This is a genomic window from Methylophilus flavus (assembly GCF_042678905.1).
Classification (GTDB): Bacteria; Pseudomonadota; Gammaproteobacteria; order Burkholderiales; family Methylophilaceae; genus Methylophilus; species Methylophilus flavus.
On record NZ_JBHTLN010000001.1, the window covers coordinates 1,067,853 to 1,083,365 of the forward strand.

General features: G+C 49.9%; 14 protein-coding genes. 4 read left to right on the forward strand and 10 right to left on the reverse strand.

Annotation, left to right across the window (positions count from 1 at the left end):
* Window positions 1-4 precede the first annotated feature (4 nt).
* Window positions 5-1,999 (forward strand): site-specific recombinase, encoded by a 1,995-nt coding sequence (locus ACFQ2T_RS05190; RefSeq protein ID WP_379031431.1) that lies wholly within the window; start codon window positions 5-7, stop codon window positions 1,997-1,999.
* A gap of 97 nt (window positions 2,000-2,096) precedes the next feature.
* Here ACFQ2T_RS05190 and ACFQ2T_RS05195 read toward each other — a convergent pair whose 3' ends face one another.
* Window positions 2,097-2,333 (reverse strand): sulfurtransferase TusA family protein, encoded by a 237-nt coding sequence (locus tag ACFQ2T_RS05195; protein WP_379031434.1) that lies wholly within the window; start codon window positions 2,331-2,333, stop codon window positions 2,097-2,099.
* Between the two features lie 181 nt (window positions 2,334-2,514).
* Window positions 2,515-3,045: a ribosome biogenesis factor YjgA gene (gene yjgA, locus ACFQ2T_RS05200; RefSeq protein WP_379031437.1), complete on the reverse strand. Its 531-nt coding sequence runs from the start codon at window positions 3,043-3,045 to the stop codon at window positions 2,515-2,517.
* A gap of 74 nt (window positions 3,046-3,119) precedes the next feature.
* On the opposite strand from yjgA, the gene pmbA reads away from it, so the two are divergent.
* Complete coding sequence (gene pmbA / locus ACFQ2T_RS05205) at window positions 3,120-4,442, forward strand: metalloprotease PmbA (RefSeq protein WP_379031440.1); 1,323 nt, start codon at window positions 3,120-3,122, stop codon at window positions 4,440-4,442.
* Between the two features lie 104 nt (window positions 4,443-4,546).
* Here the strand turns inward: pmbA and ACFQ2T_RS05210 are convergent, their stop codons facing one another.
* The 6 genes from ACFQ2T_RS05210 to panC form a co-directional block, all read right to left on the reverse strand.
* Window positions 4,547-5,620, reverse strand: coding sequence for an MlaA family lipoprotein (locus ACFQ2T_RS05210; RefSeq protein WP_379031443.1), 1,074 nt, complete (start codon window positions 5,618-5,620; stop codon window positions 4,547-4,549).
* 220 nt (window positions 5,621-5,840) lie between these two features.
* Entirely contained in the window at window positions 5,841-7,277 is a 1,437-nt protein-coding gene (locus ACFQ2T_RS05215) for a cryptochrome/photolyase family protein (protein ID WP_379031446.1), read from the reverse strand.
* 2 nt (window positions 7,278-7,279) lie between these two features.
* On the reverse strand, window positions 7,280-7,747 hold the full coding sequence (gene rlmH / locus ACFQ2T_RS05220) for a 23S rRNA (pseudouridine(1915)-N(3))-methyltransferase RlmH (RefSeq protein WP_379031449.1): 468 nt from the start codon (window positions 7,745-7,747) through the stop codon (window positions 7,280-7,282).
* 144 nt (window positions 7,748-7,891) lie between these two features.
* The gene (gene rsfS, locus ACFQ2T_RS05225; protein WP_379031451.1) at window positions 7,892-8,263 is read right to left on the reverse strand and encodes a ribosome silencing factor; all 372 of its coding nucleotides are present in this window, start codon (window positions 8,261-8,263) and stop codon (window positions 7,892-7,894) included.
* An 18-nt stretch (window positions 8,264-8,281) separates the two neighbouring features.
* Window positions 8,282-8,662, reverse strand: coding sequence for an aspartate 1-decarboxylase (gene panD, locus ACFQ2T_RS05230; RefSeq protein WP_379031454.1), 381 nt, complete (start codon window positions 8,660-8,662; stop codon window positions 8,282-8,284).
* Between the two features lie 103 nt (window positions 8,663-8,765).
* A complete protein-coding gene (gene panC / locus ACFQ2T_RS05235) occupies window positions 8,766-9,620 on the reverse strand; it encodes a pantoate--beta-alanine ligase (protein WP_379031457.1) in 855 nt (284 codons plus the stop codon).
* Window positions 9,621-9,776: 156 nt separating this feature from the next.
* Here panC and mscL point away from each other — a divergent pair, with 156 nt between their 5' ends.
* Entirely contained in the window at window positions 9,777-10,190 is a 414-nt protein-coding gene (mscL, locus tag ACFQ2T_RS05240; RefSeq protein WP_379031460.1) for a large conductance mechanosensitive channel protein MscL, read from the forward strand.
* Window positions 10,191-10,269: 79 nt separating this feature from the next.
* Here the strand turns inward: mscL and ACFQ2T_RS05245 are convergent, their stop codons facing one another.
* Complete coding sequence (locus ACFQ2T_RS05245) at window positions 10,270-10,686, reverse strand: hypothetical protein (protein ID WP_379031462.1); 417 nt, start codon at window positions 10,684-10,686, stop codon at window positions 10,270-10,272.
* Window positions 10,687-10,758: 72 nt separating this feature from the next.
* A complete protein-coding gene (locus ACFQ2T_RS05250; protein WP_379031465.1) occupies window positions 10,759-11,619 on the reverse strand; it encodes an HlyC/CorC family transporter in 861 nt (286 codons plus the stop codon).
* Window positions 11,620-11,778: 159 nt separating this feature from the next.
* Between ACFQ2T_RS05250 and ACFQ2T_RS05255 the strand changes: the two genes are divergently transcribed.
* Window positions 11,779-15,471: a DUF748 domain-containing protein gene (locus ACFQ2T_RS05255; RefSeq protein WP_379031468.1), complete on the forward strand. Its 3,693-nt coding sequence runs from the start codon at window positions 11,779-11,781 to the stop codon at window positions 15,469-15,471.
* The last annotated feature ends 42 nt before the right edge of the window (window positions 15,472-15,513 follow it).

Below are 15,513 nucleotides of genomic sequence, written 5' to 3' on the forward strand. Positions count from 1 at the left end.
TTACATGTTTCAAGTGACATTCGACCATCAGGCGGCCCGTGTCGCCTCTGGCCATCTCGACGACATTGCGTTTTTACGCGCATTATTTGAGGATATCCGCCCGCAGCATGCGACAGATACCGAAAGCGCCAGCAAGTCCATACAGGCGCTTTGCTTTTTGTTACAGCAACAGCCGCAGTTTGCCCTGGCATTACGCAATAGTATCCTGCGCCTGCTGGATGAGAAAAGTGTCATTTCGCTTTATTCAGAGCACGGCATCCAGTCTGACCTGGGATTTTTCACCGAAATCTACCGACGGTTTTCTCACAAGCTGCTGCCTGAAGTGCCCGATCCTAAATACCTGAAAGATATATTCGGGCAGATTTTTTACCGCAACAGTGATGCCTATTGGGTGACCGGCGTGCCGAATACGGTATGGCGCGACTTTATGCACACCCTGGCGCTGGGAGAAGGCAATCAGGCGCAACAGGAAAGTTGCACCCAGGAATTGAAGGATGCGCTGCAAGTGCTCTCCTATCGCCTGTCTGCCTCCGGCCTCGACCCTGAGCTGATTTTGCAGCATGAAGACCTGGAGAATAATGCCTCTCCGTTTATCACGCAGAATATCGAGATACAGAAATTCCTCACGCTCACGGTCATCAATGCCAACGATATTCAGCACCTTTATGAAGTGCTCAAACGTTGTGAGCAATTGACCAACGACATCCGCAAAGCCAATGCCAAAACCGGCACCAGTATTTCACTGACGGCCCTGATGCAAAGAATGCTGCAGCAAATCCACCGCATGCAATTACTGGTCGATATCCTGCATGGCCTGTTGCTAAAACATGATGTCAGTGATGCGATTGCGCGGCTGTTCAAACAACTGGTGTATGCGGAATGCAAGAAGAATAACCTGTCCGATTACTGGCGGCAGAATACAGAATTGCTGGCTTTACGCGTGACTGAAAATGCCAGCCACACCGGCGAACACTACATTGCCCAGCACAGGCAGGAATATTACAAACTGATGGGCTCGGCCATGGGCGCCGGAGTGATTATCGCGTTTATGGCCATGTTTAAGATCATCATCGCCAGCTATCACTTTGCGCCCCTGGCTGAAGCCATTTTCTTCAGCCTGAATTATGGGCTAGGCTTTGTCCTGATCCACCTGCTGCACTTTACCGTTGCCACCAAACAGCCCGCAATGACGGCGGCTACAATTGCATCGACGATTGATGATGACGGGCACGATAGCAAAAACATCCACAGCCTGGTCAACATTGTCGCGCAGACCACCAGCAGCCAGACCATCGCCATTTTAGGCAATGTCATTGTGGTGATTCCTATGGCCATGCTGATCGACTGGCTGGTGGTGCAATACAGTGGCCACCATTTCATTGGTGAGGCCAAAGCCAATATCCTGCTTGACTCCAACAACCCTTTGATCAGCCTCAGCGCGCTTTATGCTGCGGTGGCGGGGGTTTGCCTGTTCCTGTCAGGCCTGATTGCAGGCTATCACGACAATCTGGCGGCTTATAACCGCATTCCTGAACGCATTGCCCACCTACCCCTTTTACAACGCCTGCTGGGTAAAGAGCGCCTGCTGCGTATCTCAGAATATATACGCCATAACCTTGGCGCCCTGGCCGGTAACTTCTATTTTGGCTGCCTGCTTGGCTTTGCCTCCGGGCTGGGCGTGATGCTTGGATTACCATTGGATATCCGCCATGTCACTTTTGTAGCGGCATTCTCGGGTTATGCATTCTCTGCACTGGATTTCCAGATCAGTTATTACATACTTGGTACGGCCTTACTCGGCATTTTTGTGGTGGCTACCATCAACCTGCTGACCAGCTTTGGCTTAGCCATTTTTGTTGCCATGAAATCACGGCAGGTACGCTACCGTCACTGGAAGGCTTTTGCGCTGGAATTACTGACTTTGCTTTATCGTCAACCGTGGAAATTCGTATTGCCACCTAACAAGAATGAGATTCAGCGATTAGTTGATAAACATTAAAGACTAAAACCATGGCGCTAGCGGGCAACTCGGTGATTCAAGCTTTCATATTCAAATAGGAATTTCTTTATGGCCTGTGCAGGCCTGATAGTTTTTATCAGGAAGTTTTTTCTATTAAAAAATGAAATATCCCGTCTTCTTTTTTAAAGGACAGTAACGTAACCGGGTGATTGGTAATCAGGTTACGGATATTTTGCTCACTACCCAGTGCGGTCGTTTTCACCAGAATCACCTGGCCCGTTGCCAATTCGTCTATGGCTTCCTTGGTTTTTAACATAGGTTCAGGGCTTTCCAACCCTGTTAAATCCAGTTCTAAATCAACATTCTGCTTCACGACTACCCCTAGATGGACAGCACTGTGGCAATTGCCCGGTGCTATTTTAAATTGTGCTGATATTTGGTTGCGACAGTATTAACCATGACTCAATGGCCTAGTGCAGCGTACAAGCTTGTATTGAACAACAAGCAAGCTGCCTGGAATGAATAGACATTAAACGTTAACTGCCCAGCCTTCGCTATTCTGCGTGTTCATCCGGCGCTTTTACAGTACCTTCAGCCAGATCCCGTATCATCTTGAATAATTCACGGCTACTTTTAGGTGGTTTGTTAGCCGCCTGTTCTTTTTGCGCATTACGAATCAATGTACGCATCCGTTGCACATCAGTACGTGGATACTCCACAAGAAACAACTCAAACGCCTTTGCGTCTTCTATCAAACGGGTGCGCCAGCGTTCCATCTGATGAAAGCGGGCATTCTCCTCGATATGCTTTCCTTCCCATTTCCGCAACTGCTCCACGATAGGCGCCAAGTCAATGTCGCGCATCAATCGGCCTATGTACTGCAACTGGCGGCGGATGGCGCCGTTGGCAGTGAGTCGTTTAGCCTCGACAATTGCGTCATTCAAGGCTTCATCCAGCTGTAATTTTTTTAATCTGTCTTTCGGCAACTCCAGCAATTGACGACCAATTTCCTGCGCGGCATCAGCCTCTGCTTTTAATTTGGTTTTACTGGGGGGAAGAGATGCATCAAGGGGTTCTGCTGTCATGGTAAAAGCAATCTGTGCTAAATCACGGTATGATACCAGCTTTAACTGCCAAGCAAAAAACAAGCGCCCATAGCATGCAACTGGATCAACTCAAACAAATCTCGCAAGACATTATTCAATTGGCCAGTCAGGCAGGCGCTAGCAGCGCAGAAGCCGAAGTGAGTTTCGGCACCGGCCAGAATGTCTCGGTGCGTCAGGGCGAGACTGAAAATATCGAATATAACCGCGACAAAGGCTGCTCGGTCACCGTTTATTTCGGACAAAGAAAAGGTTACGCCAGCACCTCTGACCTTAGCCAGCAGGCACTTAAAGATACCGTAGAGGCTGCCTGCAATATTGCCAAATATACCGCAGAAGATACTTTTTGCGGCCTGGCAGATGCCGAGCGCATGGCAACAACGTTTCCTGACCTGTCACTGCACCATCCCTGGGATATTGATGTCGAGCAGGCGCTTGCGCTGGCAACGCGCTGCGAGGCGGCAGCACTGGCGGTTGACGCACGCATAAACAATACCGAAGGCGCCAGCATTTACAGCCAGAGCGGCGCATTTGCCTATGCCAATAGCCATGGCTTTACTGGCGGTTATCCGAGCTCACGTCACAGTATCAGCTGTTCAGTGATTGCGGAATCCAACAACCAGATGCAGCGTGATTACTGGTACAGCAGTGCCCGTGATGCGCAAGATCTGGCATCGCCGGAACAAGTCGGCCAGATCGCAGGCGCACGCACGGTCAAAAGGCTGGACGCGCGCCCGATCAAAACCGGCCAATACCCGGTGTTGTTTGAGGCGCCGCTGGCCAGCGGCCTGATTGGTACGCTGATCAGCGCTATTTCCGGTGGCAATTTATACCGTAAATCCTCATTCTTGCTGGATAGCCTGGGGCAGACGATTGCCAGCCCGTTGTTACATATTGAGGAAGATCCTTTCATCCTCAAGGGTGCAGGCAGTAGCCCGTTTGATAATGAAGGGGTGGCATGCCAGAAGCGTATCCTGGTCGAAAATGGCGTCTTGCAAGGCTACTTGTTGGGTAGTTATTCGGCACGGAAACTGGGCATGCAATCGACAGGGAATGCTGGTGGTGCGCATAACATCCTTGTGCGCACCACCGGACAGTCATTAGAGCAACTGCTGCAAACAATGGATACCGGCTTGCTGGTGACCGAGCTGCTTGGTCATGGCATGAATATGATTACCGGCGATTATTCACGCGGTGCCGCAGGTTACTGGGTAGAAAAAGGCGTGATTATCAATCCGGTTGAAGAGATTACCATTGCCAGTAATATGCTGGAGATGCTGAAAGGCATCATAGCGATTGGCAACGATACTATCCCGAATAGCTCCAAACTGACTGGCTCGATACTGATTGATCGCATGACGATTGCCTCTGCAGACTAAACAGGCAGCCATGCAAATAAAAAAGGCTTTGCAATGAATGCAAAGCCTTTTTTATTAAACTGTTTTACTGCCTGTGACTTATTGAGTACCACCTGTAAACACTGTTATTTTGCAGGTGCTTCCAATGTCAGCAACGTCTCGTCAATACCGGCGACCACATTGGCTGCATTTTCTTCCATCACCACAGGCTCTTCTGCAGGTTGCTGACTGACTTGATCAACAAGCGGTGGCAATGCCTCTTGTGACTCTGTCGCCGCTGGCGTATCGTTTAAATCAGCTGCCACATCAGGCACAGTTTGTTCAGTGGTCACTGCGGCTTCTTCAACTGCAGGTTGCTGGGCCTCAGCATTGACACTGACAGCGCTTACATTTTCTTCAATCGGCGCATCTGACTGCAATACAACCGAGTCAGCAGGCACTGATTGCTCCAATGATGTCCCTTTTGCCGGTGTTTCATCATCTTCTGGCTCAAACTCATCCTGCAACAGTTCTTGCGGCACAATGCCATCCTGCACCAGGCTGGCTCGGCGTTGCAGGTAAGCATCACGCATAAACGCATAAGGATCAATAGACGCATCATCCACCAGGTCTTTAGCATCCAGCAACTGTGTACGTTTGTCCAAAAACTGCACTAAACGCACCTGGTTGTGGGCGCGGATCTGGCCGGTGTTGTGCAGGTAAGTGATAGGGTCAGAAGTCACGGTATCAAATGCCAGGCCACCCGCGTCACGCACGGTGCTTGGTCCCAAGATAGGCAATACCAGGTACGGGCCTGAACCCACACCCCAGTGGCCCAAGGTCTGGCCAAAATCTTCCTGGTGCTTAGGGAAATTGTCTTTGCTGGCCACATCAATAAACCCGGCAATACCGAAAGTGGTGTTGATGACAAAACGCCCTGCATCAGTAAATGCCTGTGCGAATTTCAGTTGCAGCAAGTCATTCACTACCGTGGTCAAGGTACCCAGGTTATTGAAGAAATTACTGATGCCAGTACGCACTGGTGTGGGTGCAACAGCTTTATAAGCCTTGGCAACCGGCTTCATGGCATATTGATCAACCACATCGTTGAATTTGTATATCCCCCGGTTGACGCCTTCCAGAGGATCTTTGTTGGTGGTTGCACACCCGGAAAGTCCACAGAGTACGGCAATCAATAAAACGGATTTTAGTTTTTTCATATTTTTCATTATATTTAGATGAAGCGAATCGGTATCAATGCCTTTATAAAATTTAGTCATGGCATGTAAGAAGCTTATCTATCCTACACATAGCCTGCAATCACTTTTACGGCGCCGATTTCAAAAATTGAAGGGCAACACCGCTCTCGCGACCTACAACGAAAACCTTACTACTACCTTACCAAACGCTGCGTAAAACGAGTTTATTCTACATCAAATGTCATTTTTGCTTCACATTATTTTTGTATATTCCCAGCGCCTCTTGCCGCTGTACAGCATGATTTACAACAGGCATCGGGTAGTCCACCTCGGGCATGCTGACAAGCTGGTCTTTTTTGCTCACTGTGCCTGCCCACGGTGCATGAATCACATTGTCACTCAGCGCTGCTAACTCGGGCACATATTTGCGGATAAACTTGCCATGCGCATCAAACTTTTCCGACTGTGACTGCGGATTAAAAATCCTGAAATAAGGTTGCGCATCACACCCGGTTGAAGCAGCCCATTGCCAGCCACCATTATTGGCAGCAAAATCAAAATCAATTAATTTTTCGGCAAAATATTGCTCTCCCCAACGCCAGTCAATCAGTAAATCCTTCACCAGAAAACTGGCCACTACCATGCGTAAGCGGTTATGCATATACCCGGTCTGGTTCAGCTGTCGCATGGCCGCATCCACTATCGGGAAACCCGTACGCCCCTCGCACCAGGCCGCAAACCAGTCGCGGTTATTGGGGAACTGCAACCTGTCATATTCCAGCCGGTAAGCACGCCCTGCCAACTGCAAATCCGGCCGGTGATAACAAACCTGAAAATAAAAATCACGCCAGATTAACTCGCTCAACCAGGTAGCTGCACCTGCATTGCCAGCCAGAGACAATTGCCAGGCCGCATGGGCCAGCTGACGGATCGAGATTGTGCCAAAGCGCAAATGCACCGACAAATAAGAGACACCTTTGATAGCCGGATAGTTGCGTGCCTCGTCATAATCTTCTATCCGCTGCAGGAAGTCGTTAAATAGTTGCTGTGCACCTGCGATGCCGGTCGGCAAGCGCATGGTTTTTAAATTGGTACGAGAGAAGCCAAGACTTTCCAGCGAGAGCATAGGCTCTTTGGAAATTTTCGCCAGAGAAGACAAATACTTCTGCACTGGATAGGCCTTGAGGTAAAACGGATTCAGCTTGGCGAGGTGTGCCCTTTTATAAGGGGTAAACACCCCATAAGGCTTGCCGGTCTGGGTCAGGACTTCATCCTGTTCAAACAGCACCTGGTCCTTGAATAGATGCAGGGTCTGGTCAGCGGCCAATAAAGCCTGCGCCACCTGCTCATCACGCGCAATCGCTAACGGTTCGTAATCGCGATTGGCGTACACAGCAGCCACTTCAAGTTGTTGCGCCAGCTGAGGGATTTCCTCCAGCGCTTTGCCATAGCGCACCAGAAGATCACCGCCTGATTTCCTTAGTGAGTCTTTGAGCTCAGAGACACTTTCCCAGATAAACTCGACACGCCTGTCATGCTTGTCAGACAGGGAATCCAGGATATCCGTATCAAACACAAACGCAACATAGACTTGTTCGTGCCGCTTTAAAGCATGATACAAGGCAGCATGATCCTCCATGCGTAAATCGCGACGCAACCAGACCAAAGCTTTAGACATGATTATTCCCGGTGATAAGGATGACCACTTAGGACCGTATGCGCGCGATAGAGTTGCTCGGCCAGCATCACTCTCACCATGCCGTGCGGCATGGTCAATTTGGAAAGGCTGAATAACCATTGCGCTTGCGTCTTCAATTGCGCATGCAAGCCATCCGCCCCGCCAATCACCAGCGACACATCACGGCCCATCTCCTGCCAGCTTTTCAATTTATCCGCCAGTTGCAGGGTCGTCACAGCCTGGCCACGTTCATCGAGCGCCACCAGGTAATCTTTACCAGCGACCTCCAGGATACGTTTGGCTTCGGCCTCTTGCACGACTTCGCTATTTTTGCCTGCCGCACGCTTGTCAGGCTTGATCTCGATGATGCGGGTTTCCAGCTCGCGCGGCATGCGTTTTAAATATTCTGCACAGGCGGACTCAACCCAGTCAGGCATTTTATGTCCCACCGAGATGATATTCAGCTTCATGAAGTGATTGCGACTAGAGTAAAACAGTGGAAAAGCTGCGCGCCGGCCCAGTTCAAACCGTTACGAAGCTTGCATGCCACGCCGGTTTTAGGGTTGAGTGCCATTTGCACCCTGCTCTGAGCGCACATAATGCAGATGTATTGATTAAGCGGCTGAAGCTGCGCGTCGAGATTGCGACTCGCTCCATAATTGCTCAAGGTTGTAGTAAGCACGGGTAGCGGGCACCATGACATGGATGACAATCTCGTCCAGGTCAACCAGTACCCATTCACCGTCCTTTTCACCTTCGATACCACGTGCGTCAACGCCTTTTTCTTTCAGCTTCTCGCGCACATTGTCGGCAATCGCCTTGCATTGACGGGTGGAATTACCACTCGCCACAATCATGTAGCTGGTAAGCGTCGTCAGCTTATGCACATCCATGACGGTAATATCAAAGGCTTTAATATCTTCCAGCGCGTCGACGACGGCCAGTTTCATCTCCTCAAGGGAGATGGTTTTATCTATAGGTTGCATATGCACACTCAATGGGGTTCAGGCAGCTTGCGCCGGGATATGGTCTTTTTGTTCGACGATACGGTTATGCGTATCGACATAGACCAGTTGTGGGTGATAGTTGGCTAACTCAGCCTCAGTGTACTGTGAATAACAGGCGATAATGATCAGGTCATCCGGATCTGCCTTGTGCGCAGCGGCACCATTGACAGAAATCACACCGGAGTGACGCTCGGCGCGAATCGCGTAGGTGGTAAACCGCTCGCCATTGTTGATGTTGTAAATCTGGATCTGCTCATATTCGCGAATACTGGCAGCTTCCAGCAAGGCTTCATCGATGGCGCAGCTACCCTCGTAGTGCAGCTCGCTGTGCGTGACACGCACCCGATGCAGCTTTGATTTCAACATGGTTCTTTGCATTGCATCCCTTCAGTTGATTTCCCGCCAGCGCGGAAAAGGTCGTAATTATAAAGTTATCAATAGCTTAGCGCAAAATAATTTTCATAAAAACGTGACTATTTTCCTAGAGGTTTACTTCGCAATTATCAATCAAACGCGTATTACCCAGTTTGGCCGCGGCCAGCACCACTAGTTCAGTTTGATCTGGTCCAGGCAGACTCAGATCCTGTTGCGCACGAATCTCTACATAATCCACCTGCCAGCCCAGCTGTTTGAGTGCCGAAGCAGCTTCCTGGCATAGCAACTCGTAATCCCGCCTGCCACTTTCCAGCGCTGTTCGCAGCTGTTGTAATTGCGCATACAGCTGGGCGGCCTGTGTTTTTTGTTCTGGGGACAGATAACCGTTACGGGAACTCATGGCCAGCCCGGAGAGCTCGCGTTTGGTATCTACCCCAACGATCTCAATGCCAAAGTTGAGCTGCCGCACCAGTGCCCGGATCACCATCAGTTGCTGGTAATCTTTTTTACCAAACACTGCAAGATCAGGTTGCACCATATGAAACAGCTTGGTCACCACCGTCGCCACGCCGGCAAAATGCCCGGGGCGGCTGGCACCGCACAGAATATCCGCGAGTGGCGGCGGCTGTACAATGACCTGTTGCTGCAAATCCTGGCCATTAAAGTCAGGATACAGCGCCTCTACCGCCGGCGCAAAGACAATATCTGCACCCACTGCACGCAACTGATCGCAATCTGCCTGCAATGTACGCGGGTAGCTGCCAAAATCTTCATTGGCGCTGAATTGCAAGGGGTTCACAAAAATGCTCACCACCACGATGTCTACCCGGCTCTTGGCCTGGCGGACCAGTTCACAATGTCCCGCATGCAAATTACCCATGGTGGGCACAAAACCGATACGCTTGCCAGCCTGACAATCAAGAAACGCGCGCAATTCGCGCAAAGTATGAAACAACTGCATGGGTGGTTTTTTGACTCTCTGGGCGCTAAATATCGCAGCAATATAACACAGCCCATTTTTAATGGATGGCAGCAGTGCATTGACAAGCGGTCAAATCAACGCCTATAGTCGTTTATGCAATCCTGCTACAAATAATAATTGAGGGAGTATTAAGCTATGAGTGTGGCATCCGAATTCAAACAGTTTGCGCTTAAAGGCAACGTCATGGATCTGGCAGTCGGTGTGATCATTGGCGGCGCATTTGGCAAAATTGTAGATTCATTAGTCAACGATATCATTATGCCGATCATAGGCAAAATCTTCGGCGGCTTTGATTTCAGCAATATGTATGTGCCTCTGAACGGCCAATCAGCTGACCTGGCATTAGTGGAAGCGAAGAAGCTGGGAGCGGTGCTGGCCTACGGTAACTTTATTACGATTGTGCTGAATTTCATCATCCTGGCGTTTATCATTTTCCAGATGGTCAAATTCATGAATAGCCTGAAGGAAGCCGCGCCACCTCCACCGCCTGCCGCCACGCCGGAAGATATCCTGTTGTTGCGTGAAATCCGAGACAACCTGAAAAAATAAATCCTTATTCTTTTCTTAAAACAAAGGGCGCCTCAGGCGCCCTTTGTTTTATCCGCGTCATACCTAAAGGGTTTAAGCCTTACTGAACAGAAGGCTGCCCTTCATACGGCTGCACCTCGTAAGTCTGGCCCTGGGAATTATCTGAACCATCATTATTGAGAAATACGATCACACTCACCTGGTCATCAATAATATCCAGTTCGGTGGTCGGGTAAAAAGCACCCTGCTCGTCCTTGTTGATGTTGTGGTAATGCCAGATTGAAGCCACCACGCGGCCACTGTCTTTTAATTTCACATCTTCAGCCCGTGCCGGTTCGCCCAGCAAGGCAATGATTTCCGAACGCTTGAGCTTGCTGACCGCATTCACAAAGCCCTGCTCGTCCAGGGGGACTTTCTCGGCGGCGAGCTTCTCAGTGGTCGGGCCAGCCCAGGCAGGCTGACTTAAAGATACCAGCGCCAACGTCGCCAGCATGTAAACCCAGGATTGTGTTCTCATCTTAACGCTCCTTTTCAGATAGTCAGGCAATCAAAACAACCATTGGTTCACGCCAATGCCGCACGACGAATATTACACAGATTCTATCGGGTAAGGCTCTTCCGGCAATTGCTCTACCAGCAACACGTGCACGCGGCGGCTATCAGCATGCACAACAGTCACACTCAGGTTATCAATGCGAATTTGCTCGCCCCGTTTTGGCAAATGGCCGAAATGGTTTACCACCAGGCCACCCACTGTTGAAAACTCTTCATCACTGAATTCGGTACCGATGGCTTCATTGAGCTCGCCGATTTCAGTCAGGGCTTTGACACGATAGGTGGCAGCCTCCTGCTGGATAATATTGCCTTCGTTTTCGTCATCATCGTACTCATCTTCGATATCACCGACGATCTGCTCAAGCACATCTTCAATGGTGACCATGCCCGCCACGCCGCCGTACTCATCGACCACGATGGCGATATGGTTACGGTTACTGCGAAACTCTTTCAGAAGCACATTCAAACGTTTGGATTCAGGGATAAATACCGCCGGGCGCAGCATGTCGCGCAACTCGAAAGACTGGTCAGCATAATAGCGCAACAAATCCTTGGCCAGCAGGATGCCGATGACATCATTTTTGTCATCTTCAATCACGGGAAAACGGGAGTGGGCGGTTTCGATAACGAACGGCAGAAAGGTTTCTGCCGGTTGCGTGATGTCAATCACATCCATTTGCGAGCGCGGAATCATGACATCGCGGACTTGCATTTCACTGACCTGCAGGACACCCTCGATCATGGCGAGGGAGTCACCATCCATCAAGTGGTTTTCATAAGCCCCATGCAGCAACTCAACCAGCTGCTCGCGATCTTCTGGCTCGCGCAGAAGAAAATGACTTAATCGTTCTAATAAAGAGGGTTTATGGGATAACTTTTCCGGCTCAGAAGCCATACGTACTGCTGAAAACAGCATCCTGTGTAAAGAGATGATTTAAGCATACATTAAAAACCATGAATATGTCACCTTAAGCAAAGCCGGAATCAGCGCTCTGTGCGTCATTTCAGTGAGCGATTGGCACTTTTTGGCACAAATCTGCTAAATTATCTGCCTATGTTAAATCGCCTGACTCCCGCCTTCACTGCGCTGCGCAAATCGCTGATTGCCAAAATTATTGCCGGATTGATTGTTTTCTATCTCCTGTTTGCCTGGCTGGCAGTCAACCCCCTGGCAAAATGGCTGCTGCCCTGGGTGGCCGAAACGCAATTGGCAAGTAAAGCCAGCGTTGAAAAAGTCACTTTCGACCCTTTCCGGCTGACGACTACCATAGACCATTTTTCACTGACTGAGAAAAGTGGCGCGCCATTGGCCTCGTTTGACAAGCTGGTCGTCGATATGGAATTTAGCGGCCTGTTCAGCTGGGCCTGGAAATTGCGGCAGGTGACAGTAGCATCGCCGCGTATCAATATTCACATTTCCAAACAGGGACGCCTTAACTGGGCAGACCTGATTGCCAAGCTGAATGAAGATCCGTCCCCGCCAGATAAAGATTTACCACGCGTGATTGTTGAAAATATCGATATCCGTCAGGGCGATATCGAATACCTGGATGATCATCATACAACGCCGTTGCAAGCTTCTTTGAAACCGCTGGATTTTGAACTGGATGGTTTCTCGACACTACCTGAGGACCGCGGCGACTACCTGATTGCCGCCAAACTACCTTACCAGGGCGGCACGTTAAAATGGAAAGGTAACTTCGGCGTTAATCCGCTGGCGTCACAAGGCACGCTGGCGATAGAAGGCCTGCAAATCGCCAAAGTGGCGCAATGGGTCAACACGCAATCGCTCCCGTTTCAGCCCGATGCAGGTACTTTTTCCAGCCAGCTTAAATATGATTTCTCACTGCCGAACCAGCATCCCAGATTATTGCTTGCGGATGCCAAACTATCGGTCAACGCACTGGCAGGGAAACTGTTGCAAGGCGACCGCCTGGCATTGAATCAAATCACCTTATTCATCAAGCATTTGTTGCTGGAGCAGCAGCAGGATACCAACGTTACGACGCAAGCGATTACTGTCAAGCTGGATCAACTGCAATTAGAAAAACCACAAGCTACATTCTCACTGGCATCAGCCAGCGCTACATTACCTGCCCTGGCATTCAATCACAGCGACCATGCGCAGCTCAGTTTTGAAAACCTGGACCTGCATTTCAATCAATTACAGTTACAGCACCAGCAAAAAAATCTTTTCCACTTGCCTGCTTTATCGATAGAGCAAGTGAGCCTGAACCTGGCCGAACGGCGGGCCGATATCGGCAAACTCTTGCTGGCAGATGGCAAACTGACGGCGACACATCACGCCGATGGCAGCCTGGACTGGCAACAGGCATTTGCCTCGGGGGCGAGCACGCAGAGCGTCGAGAAAGCAGCCGAAAATCAAGAAACAACACCTGCTACGGAAAAACAGGAAACGCCTTTTCATGTTGCAATTGCGAACGTTGCGCTTGCACACTGGCAACTCGCCTATCTTGACCAGCAATTTGCCAAACCACTGGAAGCAACTGTGTCTGACTTTAATCTGCAGCTGGCACTGAGCCAACAGACAATAAATCAGCAGTCCGACTTACAGATCAAACAGCTGAAAGCCGAAGCTAATCAGATCAGCGTGCAATCGGATAGGAAATCAGTCGCTCAACTAGCCAGCCTGACACTGACCGATAGTAGCCTGGCATTGGCAGAACAAAAAATCAGCCTGGGTGCACTGCAACTGAACGGCCTGAAAACCAGTGTCATCCGCCAGGCTGATCAACAATTGAACTGGCAATCATTACTGGCTTCCGCTACACAGAAAAACATCACAGAGCCCCAAACGCAACCGGTTACCTCAGTGCCAGTTAAGTCTGCCCCGGCAAAAAAATCAGCTTGGGCAGTTGGCTTAAAACGTTTCGCCTTGCAACATGCAGATATTCATGTTGAAGACCAGACTACATCCTCGCCGGTGATTCTGGATGTGACGGATGGCAGGATAGAAGTGGCCGACCTGAGCCAGCAGATGGCGCGTTCGTTATCTATCAAAGCGGCCTTCACACTGAAACAGGGCGGACAGTTTAATGCCCAGGGCAAGTTATCTCCGGCACCTTTTAAAACGGATTTGCAATTATCGCTGACCGACCTTTCACTCAAACCTTTTGCGCCTTATATCCAGCAAGTCGCAGTGCTCAACCTGCAAGATGGCAGTGCCAGCATGCAGGGAAAATTCCAGCAAACTGCCAGCGGCACGACAACATTTGATGGCGGATTTAGTGTCAGCCACTGGTCATTACTCGAGGAAGCCAGCCAGCAACCCTTTTTGCGTTGGGAAAAACTACAAGGCGATGGCCTGGCACTTTCATTGGCGCCCAACCGCTTGCAGATCAGTACACTGACACTCAATAAGCCGCAAACTAAATTCATTATTTATCCGGACCGCAGTCTGAATATTTCGAAAGTGATGCGCAATCCGGCATCTGCTCCTAAGCAAGAAATGACCAAGCAGACCAATACAGAACCATCAGCACCACTTTCATCCAATACTGTCGCAGACACCAGTGCTAAAAGTAATACAGCAGACTTTCCTGTCTCGATTGATACCGTGCGTATCAATGGCGCTGAACTGGAGTTTGCTGACCTGTCACTGCCACAACCTTTTGGCACTAACATTCACTCCTTAGGTGGCGTGATTAATGGCATTTCCACCAACCCAACGGCGACAGCACAGGTAGAGCTGGATGGCAAAGTCGATGATTATGGTGCTGCGCGCATCTACGGCTCATTACAGCCGTTCAAAGCGACAGCATTCACCGATATCAAACTGGCATTCACTAATCTGGAAATGAATCGACTGACGCCTTACTCGGGAAAATTTGCTGGCCGCAAAATTGAGTCAGGTAAGTTATCGGTAAATCTGGAATACAAAATCAAACAGCGGCAACTGGCTGGCGAGAATAAATTCGTCATTAAAAAGCTGACTCTGGGTGAAAAAGTAGATAGTAAAGATGCTCCTAATCTGCCGCTGGATCTTGCCATTGCTATCCTGGAAGACAGTGATGGCGTGATTGACCTGGATTTACCCATCAGTGGCAGTCTGGATGACCCGAAATTCAGTTATGGCAGTATTTTGTGGAAAGCCTTCACCAATGTGCTGACTAAAATAGTGACCTCCCCGTTCAGCGCGCTAGGCAAGCTGTTTGGCAGTAGTGAAAAACTGGAAGCCATCGTGTTTGATCCGGGAAAATCCATCATTTCACCACCAGAACTGGAAAAACTGCACGCCGTCAGCGCTGCGCTAGGTAAACGCCAGCAATTAAAACTCGGTATTACCCCCGGCTACGACAGCGCTATCGATACGCGTGCCATCCAGGAAACGACCCTGCGCAAGCAAGTGGCCGAAGAAATGGGCGTACGCCTGGATGCGAATCAACCAGCGGGGCCGATAGACCTCAACAACCCCAAAGTGCAATCAGCCATTCAGGTGCTGCATGACCGGTTAACTAACAAAGGCTTGCTCAAGCGTTTGGCAGGCAAACTGGAAAAAGCCCCTGCCGGTTTTTATGCACAGGCGCAGGAGGCCCTGACCGTCAGCATTCAGGTGTCTGAAACCGATCTGCAAGCACTGGCAAAGGCGCGTGCAGATGCTATTCAGAAAGTATTGAGCGAGGCGGGAGTGAGTCAGGAAAGAGTAGCATCGGCAACCGCTACACCTGTCAAAGGTGACCGCGACCAGGTGCCTAGCAAGCTGACTTTAGATGTGATGAAGCGATAATCCGATATGCATTTCAATAGTATGGTCACTGTAGTGACCATA